14 protein-coding genes are annotated in these 16,445 nt (G+C 60.7%); 6 read left to right on the plus strand and 8 right to left on the minus strand.

What is annotated here, in order from left to right:
- Positions 1 to 73 precede the first annotated feature (73 nt).
- The 8 genes from PM3016_RS02120 to PM3016_RS02155 all read right to left on the minus strand — a co-directional run bounded on the left by PM3016_RS02120 (position 74) and on the right by PM3016_RS02155 (position 7,435).
- A complete protein-coding gene (locus PM3016_RS02120; RefSeq protein ID WP_013914247.1) occupies positions 74 to 685 on the minus strand; it encodes a flavin reductase family protein in 612 nt (203 codons plus the stop codon).
- Positions 682 to 1,305, minus strand: coding sequence for an alpha/beta hydrolase (locus PM3016_RS02125; protein WP_014368277.1), 624 nt, complete (start codon positions 1,303 to 1,305; stop codon positions 682 to 684). The genes PM3016_RS02120 and PM3016_RS02125 overlap by 4 nt, the downstream gene beginning before the upstream one ends.
- Complete coding sequence (locus tag PM3016_RS02130; RefSeq protein WP_013914249.1) at positions 1,302 to 2,246, minus strand: ring-cleaving dioxygenase; 945 nt, start codon at positions 2,244 to 2,246, stop codon at positions 1,302 to 1,304. The genes PM3016_RS02125 and PM3016_RS02130 overlap by 4 nt, the downstream gene beginning before the upstream one ends.
- Positions 2,247 to 2,373: 127 nt before the next feature.
- A complete protein-coding gene (locus PM3016_RS02135; protein WP_013914250.1) occupies positions 2,374 to 2,781 on the minus strand; it encodes a DoxX family protein in 408 nt (135 codons plus the stop codon).
- A gap of 79 nt (positions 2,782 to 2,860) precedes the next feature.
- Positions 2,861 to 3,310: a MarR family winged helix-turn-helix transcriptional regulator gene (locus PM3016_RS02140; protein ID WP_013914251.1), complete on the minus strand. Its 450-nt coding sequence runs from the start codon at positions 3,308 to 3,310 to the stop codon at positions 2,861 to 2,863.
- A gap of 225 nt (positions 3,311 to 3,535) precedes the next feature.
- A complete protein-coding gene (locus PM3016_RS02145; protein ID WP_014368278.1) occupies positions 3,536 to 4,528 on the minus strand; it encodes a helix-turn-helix transcriptional regulator in 993 nt (330 codons plus the stop codon).
- A gap of 150 nt (positions 4,529 to 4,678) precedes the next feature.
- Positions 4,679 to 5,911 carry an aminopeptidase gene (locus tag PM3016_RS02150; RefSeq protein WP_013914254.1) on the minus strand — a complete coding sequence of 411 codons (1,233 nt, stop codon included), beginning with the start codon at positions 5,909 to 5,911 and terminating at the stop codon, positions 4,679 to 4,681.
- A 153-nt stretch (positions 5,912 to 6,064) separates the two neighbouring features.
- Positions 6,065 to 7,435 carry a sodium-dependent transporter gene (locus PM3016_RS02155; protein WP_013914255.1) on the minus strand — a complete coding sequence of 457 codons (1,371 nt, stop codon included), beginning with the start codon at positions 7,433 to 7,435 and terminating at the stop codon, positions 6,065 to 6,067.
- Between the two features lie 335 nt (positions 7,436 to 7,770).
- Between PM3016_RS02155 and PM3016_RS02160 the strand changes: the two genes are divergently transcribed.
- The 6 genes from PM3016_RS02160 (at position 7,771) to PM3016_RS02185 (ending at position 16,410) form a co-directional block, all read left to right on the plus strand.
- Positions 7,771 to 9,909, plus strand: a complete 2,139-nt coding sequence (locus tag PM3016_RS02160; RefSeq protein WP_014368279.1) for a sensor domain-containing protein — start codon at positions 7,771 to 7,773, stop codon at positions 9,907 to 9,909.
- A 356-nt stretch (positions 9,910 to 10,265) separates the two neighbouring features.
- Positions 10,266 to 12,089 (plus strand): phosphomethylpyrimidine synthase ThiC, encoded by a 1,824-nt coding sequence (gene thiC, locus PM3016_RS02165; RefSeq protein WP_014368280.1) that lies wholly within the window; start codon positions 10,266 to 10,268, stop codon positions 12,087 to 12,089.
- A 279-nt stretch (positions 12,090 to 12,368) separates the two neighbouring features.
- Positions 12,369 to 13,292: a hypothetical protein gene (locus PM3016_RS02170; protein WP_013914258.1), complete on the plus strand. Its 924-nt coding sequence runs from the start codon at positions 12,369 to 12,371 to the stop codon at positions 13,290 to 13,292.
- A 104-nt stretch (positions 13,293 to 13,396) separates the two neighbouring features.
- The gene (locus tag PM3016_RS02175) at positions 13,397 to 14,134 is read left to right on the plus strand and encodes an ABC transporter ATP-binding protein (RefSeq protein ID WP_013914259.1); all 738 of its coding nucleotides are present in this window, start codon (positions 13,397 to 13,399) and stop codon (positions 14,132 to 14,134) included.
- Positions 14,135 to 14,137: 3 nt separating this feature from the next.
- Entirely contained in the window at positions 14,138 to 14,890 is a 753-nt protein-coding gene (locus PM3016_RS02180; protein WP_014368281.1) for an ABC transporter permease subunit, read from the plus strand.
- Positions 14,891 to 14,913: 23 nt separating this feature from the next.
- A complete protein-coding gene (locus tag PM3016_RS02185; protein ID WP_014368282.1) occupies positions 14,914 to 16,410 on the plus strand; it encodes a sensor histidine kinase in 1,497 nt (498 codons plus the stop codon).
- Positions 16,411 to 16,445: the final 35 nt, after the last annotated feature.

The following is a 16,445-nucleotide window of genomic DNA, read 5'->3' on the forward strand; positions in this document are numbered from 1 at the left end:
GAATACATAAAGGGCTGCCTGTCACGGCAGCCCTTCTTTTGTCCATATACGAAAACGGCGGCCGGGTCCGGTGTTATTCAGGCCGTTCCAGCTCGAACAAGGTGCCGAGGCGGCTGTAGAAATTCCCGGCCATCCGGGCGACCGGCTGAAGCTTCTCCGGATCAATGTGCCCGCGATCGTAGAGTTCCTCGTCGAGGTGGAAGCGGACTACGCGCCCGATGAGCAGGTCGCAGGCCGGTACGCCGCCGGTGCCGCCAAGCTCGATGGCCTGCTCGAGTACGCATTCCATCCGGATCCGCGCCTCCTGCAGCCCGGGCACGGGAATCGCGTCGCTGGCCACGGGGGTCAATCCGGCACGTTCCACCTCACTCTCTCCGGGCGGCAGGGCTGCAGCCGTCTTGTTGGCCTTCTCCACGATGGATTCATCCGTAATATGTATGACGAAGGAACCGGTATCGGCGGCATTCCTGGCGGTATCCTTCCGCTCGCCCTGTTTGCGCTGGACTGAGACGGACACCAGGGGAGGCTGGCTGGCCACGATGTTAAAATAAGAGAAGGGGGCTGCATTGAGCACCCCTTCTTGCGACAGCGTGGTCACCAGTGCGATGGGCCGGGGAACGATGCTGCCGATGAGCAGCTTGTAGTTCTCCCGGTCCGACTGCTGCTGCGGATCGATGGAGATCATCGGCTGTCACCCCCGCCAAAGTGCTCTGCGAACCAGCTGGACGCAGCGGCGGCTTCCGAAGGCGTCAGCTGATGGCCGTACGATTCCCAGTGCACGGTGACATCGGCACCGGCGCCGGAGAGCAGGGCCTGCAGGTCTTCGGTCTCCTGCGGCGTGCAGATCGGATCGTTCTTCCCGGCCCCGATGAAGACCGGCAGGCCGGAAGCGTCCGGCAGCTCGATGCCCCGGCGCGGCACCATCGGATGGTGGAGAATCGCGCCGCGGAAAGCGCGGGCATAGTGGAAGAGCAGGGAGCCGATGATGTTGGCTCCGTTGGAGTAGCCTACCGCGACGAGATGGTTCCGGTCGAAGCCGTACTTGGCCGCCGCTTCATCCAGGAAGTCGTACACTTCCTTCGTGCGGAAGATGAGATCCTCTTCATCGAAGACGCCCTCCGCCAGACGGCGGAAGAAGCGCGGCATGCCGTTCTCCAGGACATTGCCTCTTAAGCTCAGTACGGCCGCCCCGGGCGCGATGCGCCCGGCGAGACCCAGCAGGTCGTGCTCCGTACCGCCGGTGCCGTGGAAGAGCACCAGGGTCGGTGCCTCCGGCCGGCTGCCTTGCTGATAAATATGCTTCATGATTGATCTCCCTCCAGTACTCTCACTTCGATCGGAAGCAGGTTCGCTTCGATTTGGGCGCGGTGCGGCTCATACCACTCCGGCAGCATGACCTTCTCGCCCAGGGCCTCAGGGGCTTCATCCTTGGCGAAGCCCGGAGGATCCGTGGCGATCTCGAAGAGAATGCCGCCGGCCTCACGGAAGTAAAGCGCGTTGAAGTATTGGCGGTCGACGACCGGCGTCGGCTGATAGCCGTAAGCCTGTACGGCGGTGCGCCACGCTTCATGATGCTCGAAGTCCTCCGCACGCCAGGCGATGTGATGGACCGTCCCCGCACCGTCGCTTCCGCGCTCCATGGCGGCGTGCGGCACATCGATCACATTGCCGATTCCGGCTTCGGAGCGGAAGCGGGTATAGCCTGCGTCCTCCGCTTCCTTAACGAAGCCGAGCAGCTGTTCCAGCGCATCCTTCGTGCGGGCCGGATTCGTACTGAACAGTACCGCGCCGGCGAACCCTTTGATCGCATGCTGCCCCGGAATGCCGCCGAACGACCAGCGGCTGTTCGCGCCTTCTACTCTTTCGACAATCTCAAGGCGCAGCCCTTCATTGTCGCTGAACTGCAGGGAGGTTTCGGAGAAGCGGGTCACCTTCTCCGTCTGAATCCCGAAGCGGGCCAGACGTTCTTCCCAGAAGGCCAGCGAGCCTGCCGGCACGGCGTAGGAGGTGATGCCCACCTGTCCGCCGCCGATCCGTCCCCGCCGCGAATTCGGCCAAGGGAAGAACGTAATGATCGTGCCGGGGCTGCCGGCTTCGTTGCCGAAGTACAGGTGATACACTTCAGGGGCATCGAAGTTGATCGTCTTTTTCACGAGTCTCAGGCCGAGCACTCCGGCATAGAAATCGACATTTTGCTGCGGATCACGGGCGAAGGCGGTGATATGGTGGATTCCGGCTGTTTTCATGGATAACATCCTCCTAAAAATTCGATTTAAATTTAGAATGTATTTGAATTGGCATTCGCCAAGGGGTATCGTGCTTATTACCCTTTAGAAACTAGTCATCTTACTGTTCCCTGGAGCGCTTATTCCATTAGCTGAGCAGGGCGTCGAGCGAGAGGGCGCCGGCACCGGTCAGGGCGATGCCGATGACGACAACGAGCAGGACCAGCGGATATTCGTATCCGTTAGAGGTCGACCATAACCCGTTGGCACCGTGCACTTTGACGATGGCTCCGAGCATGGTGGCGGCCAGCAGGACGGCGGCCAGCGGAGTAAGCAGGCCAAGGGTGAAGAGAAGGCCTCCGGCCAGTTCCATCAGCCCCGCAAGCACAGCCATCAATACGCCGGGCTTGATGCCGATTGAATCCATCCAACCGCCGGTTCCCTTGGGGCCGTAGCCTCCGAACCAGCCGAACAGCTTTTGGGCCCCATGCCCGATGAAGAGCACGCCGACCACCAAACGAATCAGAAACAAACCAAGAGCTGTGAGAGTTACCATTGCGAATCATCCTCCATTTTTTTAATTCAATATTCTTCAATTCAAGATATATGGCCGAGAGACAGAACCGCAGACAGCACTAACGGTCCTCGGCTCCTTTCCCAAGCTTCTTCAGCAGCTCTACAGCCGTCTCTTTCTCCTCCGGGGTGAGTCCCTGCATCAAACCGTGAATCGTATCCGCATGATCGGGGAAAATACGGTCGAACAGCTCGTTTCCGGCCGGGGTCATCTCCGCATAGATGACTCTTCGGTCCTCCTGGCAGGGTACCCGCTTCAGAAGGCCCTTCTTCTCCAGCTTATCGATGTTGTAGGTAATCGTGCCGGAGGTGATCAGAATCTTCTCGCCGATCTGCTGCAGAGGAATCCTGCCTTTGGTGTACAGCACCTCCAGAATCGTGAATTCCGAAGGGGACAGCTCATACTGCTTCATGTCTTTGACCGCCCGGTCCATGACGGTCTTGTAGGCTTTGGACAGCACCACGAGCAGCTTCAGGGAGGCGGCGTGTGCATCACTTACCGAATGGGGCATGGCGGCGATCCTCCTTGTGTTCCTCACATCATGAAATTAAGTATCTTGAATTAAAGATAAACCATGCGGCGCATATTGTCAAGCACGAATATAAAATCCGTGCCGGCACGCACCCCGGCCTGCTCCCTTGGCCGGGAAGACAAGCGGCGGCATGAATCGGCCAGGCCGGGGGAAACCGGCTTTACCGGCTAGTCTGCCCAGGGGCCCCGGGCGCTTATTCAAAGATCAGCGGCCGTACATGCGTACGATCTCCTGGGCTTTCTGGCGCAGCATATCGGCGACAGAGGAGGGCTCAAGCACCCGGACGTCCGTTCCGTAGCTCATCAGCATGCTGTAAAGCCAAGGCTCGTCGGGCCGCTGGCACCGGACAAGGAGGGAGCCGTCCGGGCGCGTCTCGATCTCGCTTTCCTCGAACCCGTCCTGCACCTTGGCCTTGGCGCGGGGGGAGAACTGAAGCACTAGTCCGAGCAGCGCACGCTTGGCATGGTAGTCGGCATTCCAGCCGAAGCGCAGCTCTTCGAGTTCGCCGGCCCTCCTCTCGAACGTCTCGCCGAGCAGGGTCAGGTCCATAATGCGCGAGAGACGGAAGATCCGAAAATCCGTCCGAAGCCGGCAGAAGCCGTAAAGGTACCAAATATAGCCCTTGAGTACGACGCCCATCGGTTCACAGGTTCTTGCCGAGTCCTCGCCTTGAGAGCTTGTATACCCGAAGGAGATCAGCTGCTGGGCGCGGATCGCCTGTTTGAGCAGGTGCAGCTTGGCCTTCTCGGCCTGCCCGCCCTGCCAGGGATTGAGATCCAGGATCATCTCGAGGCGGAGGTCAGCGGTTCCCCCAGAGGCGGTTCGAGCCACGAGTGAGCCGACCTTATCGAGGAGGGAGCCGATATCGATATCCGGCTCCGCGAGGGTAGTCTGAATGCCGCGCAGGGCGACGATAATCGATTGAAGCTCTTCGAGGGAGAGATACTGGCGTTCGATCCGGTACGTCTCCATGATTTCGTAACCGCCGGATGCACCGGCGTACGACGCGACGGGAATGCCTGCGCCGTTGATCGCTTCCAGATCCCGGTAGATGGTGCGCAGCGATACCTCGAAGCGCTCCGAGAGCTCCTTGGCGCTGACTCTCCTGCGGTTCAAGAGCAGCATCGTAATGGCGAGCAGACGATCCAGCTTCAGCTTGGACCCCTCCTTATGGCGTCTTTTCTTCCAAGATACCAAAAAATGGCCAAACCGCCTAGTCTGCCTGCGAGAAATGCTTCATGCAAGCTGGCCGGCCTGTTCAACCGTGAAAAAAAGGGCCCGGAAACGGCAATGCGCTTCCAGGCCCAGCTTTGAGTGTTATCCGGTGAAAAAACGGAGAGTGGTGGATCAGATCGCCCAGTTACCCTTGCGGAAGAGCGGTACCGTCGTACCGTCAGCCGTGATGCCGTCGATATCCATCTCAGCCGAGCCGATCATGAAGTCGACGTGGGTGATGCTCGTGTTGAGGCCGCGGGCCTTCAGCTCCTCCTGGGAGAGGCCCTTGCCGCCTTCCAGGTTGAAGGCATAGGCGCTGCCGATCGCGAGGTGATTCGACGCATTCTCGTCGAACAGCGTGTTATAGAAGAGCAGGCCCGACTGCGAGATCGGGGACTCGTGCGGCACCAGCGCCACTTCTCCGAGGTAGCGCGCGCCTTCGTCCATATCGATCAGGGTGCGCAGCGTGTCTTCCCCCTGCTCCGCCGAGACATCGACGATCTTGCCGTTCTCGAATGTGAGCTTGAAGTTGTCGATGAGGTTCCCGCCGTAGCTCAGCGGCTTCGTGCTCGATACCGTTCCGTTCACCCCGTCGTAACGCGGAGCGGTGAAGACTTCCTCCGTCGGCATGTTCGCCAGGAACGAGATGCCTTTCTCGTTGATGCTGTCGGCAGCAACCCACAGATGGCCTTCCGGCAGTTCGATCGTGAGATCCGTACCGGGAGCGGTGTAATGCAGCTTTTTGAACTTCTTCTCATTAAGGAAGTCGGATTTGGCATTGAGATGGCGGATATGCTCCTCCCAGGCGGCCACGGGGTCTTCGCGGTCGACACGCACGGTCCTGAGGATCGCTTCCCACAGCTTCGCCACCTGCTCCTCTTCGGACAGGCCCGGGAACACTTTGGCGGCCCAGGCCTTGGAAGGTGCCGCGGCTACGCACCAGCTGAACTTGTCGGACTGCATGTACTGCCGGAATTGGTGCATGGCCTTGCCGTAGGTCTTCTGGTGGTTCATGATCCGGCTCTGCGGCACTCCCTTGAGCAGATCGGGGTCGGAGGAGGTGATGGAGACGACGGCTGCGCCGTTCTCGGCAAGCTCCAGCATCTCGCCGGCATACCACTTGGGTTCTTCGAGGAACGATTCCTCCGGCGCCATATCATACCGCAGGCGGGTGATCGTATCGTCCGTCCAGTTGACCTTGACGAGGTAGGCTCCTTCCTCATAAGCATGCTTCGTGATCAGGCGGACGAGCTCGGCCGCATCAATCGTGCTGTTCACGACGAGCTTCTGGCCCTTCTGGATCTTCACTCCGGTCTTGACGATAAGCTCGGCATAGCGGCTCAACAGCTCTTGAAAGTTGGACATGCTCGATTCCTCCTAAGTATGAGGTGTAATGTAGTGAGTTATGTAGGAACAGGGTGCAGACCCGGTGGTTCTCTTATTGTACAACATTCCAGCCCGGATACGAAAACAGCAGAAGCCCGGGGAGACCTCCCCAGGCTTCTTGGTGTATCGTATTTATTCGCCGATCCCAATCCACTTCAGTGCCCCTGCTGTATAGAGCAGGATCGCAACGACGAGGACAGGAGCGACATACCGCAGAACGATGATCCACAGACGCAGCCACATCGGAGTCATGCCGGCTTCTTGAACGGCCGCCGACCATTTGTACCCGACGAACAGGGTTACGATGAGACCGCCGAGCGGAAGAAGAATATTGGAGGCCAGGAAGTCAGCCGAATCCATGATATTCTTACCGTCGATGATCGTAACATCTCCCAGCACGCCGCCGACCGACAGTGCGGACGGCACGCCGAGGACGAAGGTGGCAAGAGCGACGATCCAGGTTGCCTTGCTGCGGGTCCAGTTCCATTTGTCCATAGCATAGGCGACCGGCACCTCGAGAATGGAGACGGACGAGGTCAATGCGGCAATCGCAAGCAGGATGAAGAACAGCCCGCCGAAGAAGGCGCCGAGCGGCATGGCGGCGAAAGCGGCAGGCAGTGCCATGAAGACAAGTCCTGCGCCCTGCGACGGCTCAATGCCGAACGAGAACGAAGTAGGGAAGATGATCAGGCCTGCAACAAGGGCATAGAGCAGGTCGCCTGCGCCTACGGCCATTGTCGCAGCACCAAGGGACTGGCGCTTGTCAATGTAGCTGCCGTACGTAATCATGATGCCCATCCCGAGGGAGAGCGAGAAGAATGCATGGCCCAGCGCTACAAGTGCGGATTCCGCCGAGAGCTTCGAGAAGTCCGGCTTCAGGAAGAACTCGACCCCCTGCATGGCGCCCGGAAGAGTAAGTGAGCGGGCCATCAGGATGATCAGCAGGATCAGCAGGCCGGGAATCAGGATTTTGTTAAACTTCTCGATACCGCCCGAGATGCCGCGGGCAACGATCCAGATGTTGAGCAGCACAACGACAGTCTGCCAGAATACAGGCCAGAAGCCGCCGGCAAAGTCGAGAAACTGCTTGGTGTAGTCCGTGCTGGAGAACAGTGACCCGCTGAAGGACATGGCCGCATAATGCAGCGTCCATCCGGCTACAACAGAGTAGAACGTCATAATGAGGAATGCGGCGATGACCGAGAGGAAACCGAGCGCACCCCAGCGCTTGGAGCCCGACAGTTTAACGAAGGAGCTGTATGCGTTGCCGCGTCCGCCCCGGCCGATGGAGAGCTCGGCCAGCAGTACCGGAAGACCGACGACCAGAAGGCAGATCGTAAAGAGAAGGAAGAAAGCCGCGCCGCCGTATTTTCCCGTAATGTAAGGGAATTTCCACATGTTACCGAGTCCCACGGCACTGCCGATTGCCGTCAGGATAAAGCCCGACCTGCTGAACTGCTCCGTAAGTGAGCGCTCGTTTGGATCCAATTTCGATTGAGCCATTAGGTTCGAAGTCCCCGCTTTCTGTCAATATCATACAAAGATAATATGTGTATGTTATATGAAAACCCTTGATTTTGTCCATGTATTTAATTGGAAAAGGATGACGAAAACTAGCGAAAATTATTATCCGATGACAAATTAAATGCCGTGCGGCTGACATATCCGGGCAGGGATGCATATAGCCCCCATTGTTCCCCTCCGTCTCCTACTATTTCCTGTCAAAAAAGGGGGGTCAAAAGAAGGAATAGTTGTCCTCAATAGCGAACAATTAGTGCATTGAAACTAACGGTCGAAACTTGTGAATCGCATCGCAAGGGCGGGCTCGGGGGTACAGCATGGGACACGAAACAGGGCGGGAACCTTGGGAAATCGAACGCAGCCAATGGTTGCAGCGTGTACGCGAGCTGGAGCAGCGGGAGCGGGAGCTGCTCCAGCAGCTGAGAACGCAGGAGAACCTGAACAGCAAGATCCTTGATGCACTGCCCATGGACATCTTCATGGAGGATGCGGAGGGGCGGACGATCTATGCCAATCAGGCTACATATAAGCGCAACCGGCTGACGGAAGAGGAACTGCTCGGCCGCACGCTCTATGACTTTTTTCCTTATGAGGTGGCAGAGCGGTTCCGCCGGGAGAATCTGGAGGTGTGGCGGACCGGCAGACTGATCACCAGCGAAGGCACGTCTCTGGTCGGAGGGGACGAGATCTATCTGTATACGGGCAAGACGCTGATCTGCCCGGATGAGCAGACGGGCGAGAAGCTTCTGCTCGGCTTTGCTCTCGATATCACGGACCGGGTGCTGGCGGAGAAATCGCTCAGGGAGAGCGAAGAGCGCTTCCGCAAGCTGGTGGACCAGGCGGCGGACAGCTTCTTCCTTATGGACGGCAGCGGGCAGTTCCTGGATGTCAACCGGCAGGCCTGCCTGTCGCTCGGGTACACGGAAGAGGAGCTGCTGACGATGCAGGCGGGTCAGATTTCCTCGTTCCCGGCGGGCGAGCTGCTGCGTCTGCACGAGCGGGTCGTGGAGGAAGGAATGATCCAGTTGGAGGACGAGTTCCGGCGCAAGGACGGGACCCGGCTGCCGGTGGACATCCGGCTCGGGCTGGTCCAGGTGGGGGACAAGCAGATGGTGCTCGCGCTGTGCCGGGATATGACCGAGCGCAAGAAGGCGGCTGAGAAAATCGAGCACATGGCCTACCATGACGCCCTGACCGGGCTGCCTAACCGCTGGTTCGTCCACAAGCGGGTGATGGAGTGCACGGCCGGAAAGAAGGGGCAGGCGAAGCCGCTCGCGGTCGTCATGTTCGATCTCGATCACTTCAAAGTGATCAACGATTCGCTTGGCCATAAAGCCGGAGACCGGCTTCTGCAGCAGGTGGCGGAGCGCCTCCGGCGGGAGCTGGCCTTTGCCGATACGATTGCCAGGCTCGGGGGGGATGAGTTCCTGCTGCTTGTGCCCGGGGTAGACACGGAAGAGGAGGCGCTTAGGGCGGGACGGTCTGTAACGGGGCTGCTCAAGGAGCCCTTCGAGCTGAGCGGGCAGAAGATCAGCGTCACGGCCAGCGTAGGCATCGCGCTGTACCCCCGGGACGGGGGAACCATGGATTCGCTGGTCCGGAGTGCCGATATCGCCATGTACCGCTCGAAGGAGCTCGGCCGCAATGCCTGCCGGCTGTTCGCGCCGTCGATGAAGGATGAGGCCAAGGAGCGCCTGCGGATGGAGGTGCTGCTGCGGGAGGCGATCGTGGAGAAGCAGCTCGTCCTGCATTATCAGCCGAAGCTCGATCTGCGCAGCGGCCGGGTGTACGGGGTCGAAGCGCTGGTGCGCTGGAACAGCCCCGAGCAGGGGCTGGTCTATCCGGGCGCCTTCATTGGCATTGCGGAGGAGACCGGTCTCATCGTACCGATGGGCGAGTGGATCGTCCGGGAGGCGTGCCGGCAGTGCAGGGAGTGGCTCGATGCGGGGCTCGGGCCCCTCACGGTCAGTGTGAATCTGTCCGCCCGCCAGTTTGCGAAGGCCGACCTCGGCCGCAAGATTGCGGCGATTCTCGGCGAGACGGGACTGCCGCCGAATCTGCTCGAGCTGGAGCTGACGGAGAGCACAGTCATGGGAAACCCGGAGGAGGCGGCCCGGATGCTGCAGAGCCTGAAGGAGCTCGGTGTCTGCATCTCTATTGACGACTTCGGGACGGGCTTCTCCTCCCTGAGCTATCTCACCCGCTTCCCGATCGATACCCTGAAGATCGACAAATCATTCATCTCCCGGCTCGAAGAGGAGCAGGCGAACGGCGCGATCGCCGCCGGCATTGTGTCCCTGGCCCACAGCCTGCATCTCAAGGTGGTGGCCGAAGGGGTGGAGACGCAGCGGCAGCTGGACTTCCTGGCGGCGAAGGGCTGCGACGCGGTCCAAGGCTTCCACATCAGCAGGGGACTGGATCCCTGTGCCCTGGAGGCCTTCCTGCAGCAGCGATAAACCTCTTGCATTTCCATACATTTCCGTTTATGCTGGTGGGGAACAAATTTCATATTGTGATGCACGGGAGCTTGGGAGAACGCCAGGCTGAGAGGAAGGCCGCTGCCTTCGACCGTTAGACCTGAACTGGATAATGCCAGCGGAGGAACGAGAACCCACACCATCAGCGTGCAGCGGGAGCGGCCTGTTGTCGATCGACAACGGACCGGCCGTTCTGTGCTGCGCATACATCCGTGGACCGCTTGCGTAACATCGAGCGGTCCTTTTTGTCGTGCTTCCCCCATTGGTGATCCTTGTTCGGGGCCGGAAGCGGCGCAGGATGCCGCGCGTCCAAGAGCCTAGGAGGATAAGATCAGATGACAAGTGAAAACCGGATTGAAAACGGGAATGCTCCCGCAGCGGAAGCGGTACAGGGAGAAGGCGCAGCGGCGAAGATCGCCGGCGCGTTCCCGGGCAGCCGCAAAGTATACGTAGAGGGCTCCCGCCCCGATCTGAAGGTCGCCATGCGTGAGATTGAGCTGAGCCCGTCCACCGGGCGGTACGGGGAAGAGCCGAACGCACCCGTGCGCGTATACGACACCAGCGGGCCGTATACGGATGCGGGGGCGAAGACCGATATCCGTCAGGGGCTGCAGCCCAGCCGGCTGCCGTGGATCCTGAGCCGGGAGGACGTCGAATCGTACGAAGGCCGCGAAGTCAAGCCGGAGGACAACGGTTATCTGCACGCCGAATCGGTGAAGGAAGAGCTGCTGTTCCCCGGGCTGAAGCGCCGTCCGCTGCGGGCGAAGGCGGGGAGCAACGTAACCCAGCTGCACTATGCACGTAAAGGCATCATCACCCCGGAGATGGAGTATATCGCCATCCGCGAGAATGTCGATCCGGAGTTCGTGCGCAGCGAGGTGGCGCGCGGGCGGGCGATCATCCCGTCGAATATCAACCACCCGGAGAGCGAGCCGATGATCATCGGACGCAACTTCCTCGTGAAAGTCAACGCGAACATCGGCAATTCGGCTGTCGCTTCCTCGATCGACGAGGAGGTCGAGAAGATGACCTGGGCAATCCGCTGGGGCGCTGATAACATTATGGACCTCTCGACGGGCAAGAACATCCACATGACCCGCGAGTGGATTATCCGCAACTCCCCGGTGCCGGTCGGCACGGTGCCGATCTATCAGGCGCTGGAGAAAGTGAACGGCAAGGCGGAGGACCTGACGTGGGAGGTGTACCGCGACACGCTGATCGAGCAGGCGGAGCAGGGTGTCGACTATTTTACGATCCATGCGGGTGTGCTCCTGCGCTATATTCCGATGACGGCCAAGCGGGTGACGGGCATCGTCTCCCGGGGCGGCTCGATCATGGCGGCCTGGTGTCTGGCGCATCATCAGGAGAACTTCCTGTATACGCATTTTGACGAGATCTGTGAGATCATGAAAACGTATGATGTGGCGTTCTCCCTCGGGGACGGCCTGCGGCCGGGCTCCATCGCCGACGCGAACGACGAGGCCCAGTTCGCGGAGCTCGATACACTCGGCGAGCTGACGCACCGTGCCTGGAAGCACGACGTGCAGGTGATGATCGAGGGGCCGGGCCACGTGCCGATGCACCTCATCAAAGAAAACGTCGACCGCCAGCTTGAGGTATGCGACGAAGCGCCGTTCTATACGCTCGGACCGCTGACCACGGATATCGCGCCGGGCTACGACCACATCACCTCCGCCATCGGGGCGGCGATGATCGGCTGGTTCGGTACGGCCATGCTCTGCTACGTCACGCCGAAAGAGCACCTCGGCCTGCCGAACAAGAACGACGTGCGCGAAGGCGTCATCGCCTACAAGATCGCTGCGCATGCCGCCGACCTGGCCAAGGGCCATCCGGGAGCGCAGGAGCGCGACAATGCGCTGTCCAAGGCCCGCTTCGAATTCCGCTGGCGCGACCAGTTCCACCTGGCCCTCGATCCCGAACGCGCGATGGAGTACCACGACGAGACGCTGCCGGCCGAAGGTGCGAAGACGGCGCACTTCTGCTCGATGTGCGGGCCGAAGTTCTGTTCGATGCGCATCACGCAGGATATCCGTGAATATGCGCGGGAGCACGGCTTGGGGGAAGCAGAGGCGCTGCGGGCCGGCATGGAAGAGAAGTCGAAGGAATACGCCGAGACGGGCAGCGGGGTCTACAGGTAGGGTCACAGGGCAGAGCCTTTATAGACAAATTGAATTTAATGTATGTTGACGGGTTTCCGAATCCCGGCCTGGAACGTCTCCTGCGAGGCGCCTCCTGGACGGGGGAGGGCCCGTTTTTTGGTTTTTATACTTTTTTTAGAAATGGTTTAGAGGGGCTTTAGAAGCGGGGGGTATTCTGGATTCAGGGAGAAGCCGAAGGGCAGCGAGCGAAAGAGAGAATCGGGCAGCGGAGAAGGATGCGGCCGGGCGGCTCCAAATCCAAGAGTGGAGGAAATCACAATGAACATGGGTCTCAAAAAGAACGGTAAGGTATGGAAGACGGCGGTTCCCCTGGCACTGGGCGGCGTACTGCTTGTGAGCAGCGGCATGTCGGCCATGGCCGGCACTTCAGGATATGAGGCGTATAAGGCAGCGCTGAAGCAGCAGCATACGGTCCAGAGTGTAACGGCGGATGTGAAGATGGTCCTGAAGGACAACAGCCAGCCGCTGTGGCAGGCCGCACAGCACGTGAAGCTCGACAAGGCGGGACATCGGGCGAGCGGGGAAGTGGAGCTGCAGGAGGGGGCGGAGACCGAGCGGGTGGCGTTCTTTGCCGGAGCCGAGGAGGACCTGGTGTTCAAGAACAGTACGGAGGAGACGTATTATGTGGTCTCGGAGGATGAGCGTGCCGGCCGGAAGCATCACCGGGAGTCCGGGAAAGAGGGCGGACCGACAGCCGAGGAGCTGGAAGGGATCGTGGACGCGCTGGCCGGCGGTCTTAAGCAGCAGATGACGCTCGAGACGAAGCCGGACGGAGGCAGCCAGGTGGAACTGCAGCTGTCCGCGGCACAGATCCCGCCTGCCGTTCAGGCCTTGGGGGCGCTGGCTCTGAAGTATGCGGGGGATGGGGAACACCGGCATGCCCCCGGGAAGGAAGGCCTGCCGGCGTGGTTCGGCGGTACGGAGCCGGATCTGCCTGCCTTGACGCAGGATATCCGCATCGAATCCTTCCGACTGACAGCGGACATTGCTCCGGACGGCATGCTGCAGGGGCAGGTCGTGGAGCTGAAGGTCGATGGCAAGGATGCCGCGGGCGCAGAGCATGAGCTGGCCCTGACCGCTCAGGTGGCGCTGTCCGGACATAACGCGACGGCTGCGGATACGGTGGAGCTTGACGGAAAGCAGGTTCGCACGCTCGATCTGCATGGTGACGGGAGGAAGTAAGGGGCAGTGGGCTTGTCGCGGATGGCCGGCTGAGAACTGCAGGCCATCCCGCGGCGGCTTTCGGAACCCATGTGTATGGAAGTGGATGAGATAAGGAGGCCAAGATGATGAACGATCCCGTACTTGAGGTCAGCGGGCTGACCAAACTTTTTCGCAGCGGCAGGGGCATTCAGGAGATGAATCTTACGGTCGGCGAAGGGGAGATCTACGGACTCTTCGGACCGAACGGGGCCGGGAAGACGACGCTGCTCAAGCTCGTGACCGGCTTGATCCCTGCCGCCGGCGGGCAGGTCCGGTGGTTCGGGCACAGCCTGGAGGACGAGTACGAAGAGGCGATGAAGCGGGTCGGCTGTGTGCTGGAAGCCGGCAGCACGTACGGCTATCTTACCGCGAGGGAGCAGCTGGAGCAGGTGCGCCGCCATTACCCGGGCTTGGCGGCAGCCCGGATGGACGAAGTGCTGGAGCTGACAGGGCTTCGCCCTTACGCCGGGGAGAAAACCCGGGGCTTCTCGCTCGGTATGAAGCAGCGCCTGGCCCTGGCCGCCGCCCTGCTGCCCCGGCCGGCGTTCGTGCTGCTCGATGAGCCGACCAACGGGCTGGACATCGAGGGCATTCTGGAGATCCGCCGGGTGATCCGGCAGCTGGCTGCGGAAGAAGGGGTCACCTTCCTGATCTCTTCGCACCTGATCGGGGAGATGGAGCAGGTCTGCAGCCGCGCGGGTGTTCTATTGGGGGGGCGCCTGGTGCTTGAGGGTACGGTCCCCGATCTTCTGCGGGAGTATGGCTCGCTGGAGGCCATGTACCTGGCGGCGGCGGGACGGCCGCTGAGGGAGGGGGCGTAAATCATGCATGCTTTCTACGCAAGTCTGCGCAATGAGCTCGCCCGGCTCGCGGCCCAGCCCAAGACCCGCTGGTTCCTGGCGGCGTCGCTGCTGCTGCCGCTCGGTCTTTCGCTCTTGTCGTCCCGGCTGCAGGGAGGCGGCGGTCTGTCTGCCCTGCTCAGCGGGGATCCTTACCTCGCACTGCTTGGCGGCTATACGGCCTTCGTGCTGCCCCTGTTCCTGTTCATGACCGCCGCCGACCAGTTTCCGGGCGAGCGGGAGGAGGGCACGATGGTGCTGACGCTGCTTCGCCCTGTCTCCCGGGCCAAGATCTATGGGGCCAAGGTGGCTGCCGCCGCAGTCTATACCGGTCTGCAGCTGCTGCTTCTTGCTGTGGTCAGTTTGCTCTGCAGCCTGCTGCTGCCGGGCAGTGCTCCTGCGGTGCTGGATCCCCTCTCCTTTTTCCGGGCGGCCGTAGCCGCTTGGGCGGCCATGCTGGCTGTCGGAGCCGTCGGTGCGGCGCTCGTACAGCTTACTGGGCGTGCTACGACCGGCCTGGCGCTCTGCCTGGTGTTGTACGGGGCGTTGAAGCTCCTTCCGCTTCTGCTTCCCGGATTGTCGGTGTGGTCCCTCTTTTCTTACACGGGCTGGCATGCCCTCTGGCTCGGAGACGGGGTCCCGGCCGTCCGGTTGTGGAATCTGTCCCTGCTGCTCCTGGCGTATAGTATAATAGCCTATACAGGCGGTTTGGCTATTTTTAACAAAAAATCATTCTAACAGCAGCGGGGAGCGGGAAAGCCTTGTCCATCCGAATGAAGCTGATCCTTTCGAATATTGCCATGGTCGTCGTCCCGGTCCTCTTGTTTGCCCTGACAACGGTCCTGGTGGCCGCTCTTGTCATGAACAACGCCTTCGGGCTCAAGTCCCTTGTTCTGCCGGGTATCGGCTTGGAAGAGAATGCGGTGGAGGAGCATTTCGACAGCAAAAGCGAGTGGTATACGGTTCTGCAGTACTTTGCCCGGGAGGAGCCCGAACGCTTCCGGGACCCGGATTTCCTACAGCAGACCGGAGAGAAGCTCGCCAGCCTGGAATCCGGCATTGTGGTGCTGCAGGAAGGGAAGGTCACCTTCGCTTCACAGGCGATCGGACGGGTGGATGACCCGTCTGCGCTGCTCGCGCTTCCGGATGTATCGGGGCGGGAGCGTCATGAGCATGAGATCGTTCTGGGCGGTGTGGCTTACTATGTCTTCTCGCACGAGCTTAGGTTCGGAGATGGGGGCACCGGCGTGCTGGTCATGCTGGAGGATCAGCGGCCGCTCGGCATGGTGACCCGCAGGGTCTTTCCCATCGTGCTGGGTATTCTCCTGCTCGTGCTTGCGGTGACGAACGGCGGGCTGACCTATCTTGTCTCCCGCAGCATTATCCGACCGCTCCGCGAATTGAAGGCGGCGGCCGAGCGGATCAAGGACGGGCGGCTGGAGGAGGCGCTGGAGCTTCGGCGCAGGGATGAGATCGGCGAAGTGGGCGCGGCGTTCGAGGAGATGAGGCAGCGGCTGCTCGATTCCATCCGGACTCAGCTGCAGTATGAGGACAACCGCAAGGAACTGCTCACGAACATTTCGCACGATCTCAAGACCCCAATAACCGCCATCCAAAGCTGTGCGGAGGGGCTTCGGGACGGTATTGCCGATACGCCGGAGAAGCAGGCCAAGTACGTAGGCATGATCCACAGCAAAGCGCTGCACCTCAACCGGCTGATCGATGAGCTCTTCCTGTTCTCCAAGCTGGACCTGAAACGGCTTCCCTTTCACTTCGAGCCTCTTGAGCTGCGGGCGTATCTCATGGATTATGCCGAAGAGCTCAAGGTGGATCCGCGGATGCGGGAGATGCAGGTCCGCTTCGAGGCTGTTGAAACGGGACCCCGGGTGTGGGTCCAGGCGGACCGTGAGAAGCTCGGACGGGTGCTTATGAACATCGTGGATAATGCGGTGAAGCATGCAAGGGAGCCGCAGGCTCAGCTGCAGATTGCCTTAAGGACTGAAGATGGGGAGGCGGAGCTGACGCTCGAAGACAACGGGCCCGGCATTGAACCGCAGGCGCTGCCCTGGGTGTTCGACCGGTTCTACCGGGCGGATCTCTCCCGGCGTACCGATACGGGCGGCAGCGGATTGGGCCTTGCCATCGTCAAGGGCATCGTGGAAGAGCACGGCGGGCGTGTCCGGGCGGAGAGCGGACCGGACCGGGGGACGGCGATTGTCATCACGCTTCCGCTGCTCGCGGAGGTGCCGGAGCCGTGAATGGTAAGGGCGTCAGTCAGGTGGCCCGCATAGGG

Source organism: Paenibacillus mucilaginosus 3016 (genome assembly GCF_000250655.1).
Classification (GTDB): domain Bacteria; phylum Bacillota; class Bacilli; order Paenibacillales; family NBRC-103111; genus Paenibacillus_G; species Paenibacillus_G mucilaginosus.

What these genes read in the sequence shown, in the direction of transcription:
- PM3016_RS02120 (WP_013914247.1), bottom strand. Translation starts at nt 685, where the DNA reads ATGATCTCCATCGATCCGCAGCAGCAGTCGGACCGGGAGAACTACAAG.
- PM3016_RS02125 (WP_014368277.1), bottom strand. Translation starts at nt 1,305, where the DNA reads ATGAAGCATATTTATCAGCAAGGCAGCCGGCCGGAGGCACCGACCCTG.
- PM3016_RS02130 (WP_013914249.1), bottom strand. Translation starts at nt 2,246, where the DNA reads ATGAAAACAGCCGGAATCCACCATATCACCGCCTTCGCCCGTGATCCG.
- PM3016_RS02135 (WP_013914250.1), bottom strand. Translation starts at nt 2,781, where the DNA reads ATGGTAACTCTCACAGCTCTTGGTTTGTTTCTGATTCGTTTGGTGGTC.
- PM3016_RS02140 (WP_013914251.1), bottom strand. Translation starts at nt 3,310, where the DNA reads ATGCCCCATTCGGTAAGTGATGCACACGCCGCCTCCCTGAAGCTGCTC.
- PM3016_RS02150 (WP_013914254.1), bottom strand. Translation starts at nt 5,911, where the DNA reads ATGTCCAACTTTCAAGAGCTGTTGAGCCGCTATGCCGAGCTTATCGTC.
- PM3016_RS02155 (WP_013914255.1), bottom strand. Translation starts at nt 7,435, where the DNA reads ATGGCTCAATCGAAATTGGATCCAAACGAGCGCTCACTTACGGAGCAG.
- PM3016_RS02160 (WP_014368279.1), top strand. Translation starts at nt 7,771, where the DNA reads ATGGGACACGAAACAGGGCGGGAACCTTGGGAAATCGAACGCAGCCAA.
- thiC (WP_014368280.1), top strand. Translation starts at nt 10,266, where the DNA reads ATGACAAGTGAAAACCGGATTGAAAACGGGAATGCTCCCGCAGCGGAA.
- PM3016_RS02170 (WP_013914258.1), top strand. Translation starts at nt 12,369, where the DNA reads ATGAACATGGGTCTCAAAAAGAACGGTAAGGTATGGAAGACGGCGGTT.
- PM3016_RS02175 (WP_013914259.1), top strand. Translation starts at nt 13,397, where the DNA reads ATGATGAACGATCCCGTACTTGAGGTCAGCGGGCTGACCAAACTTTTT.
- PM3016_RS02180 (WP_014368281.1), top strand. Translation starts at nt 14,138, where the DNA reads ATGCATGCTTTCTACGCAAGTCTGCGCAATGAGCTCGCCCGGCTCGCG.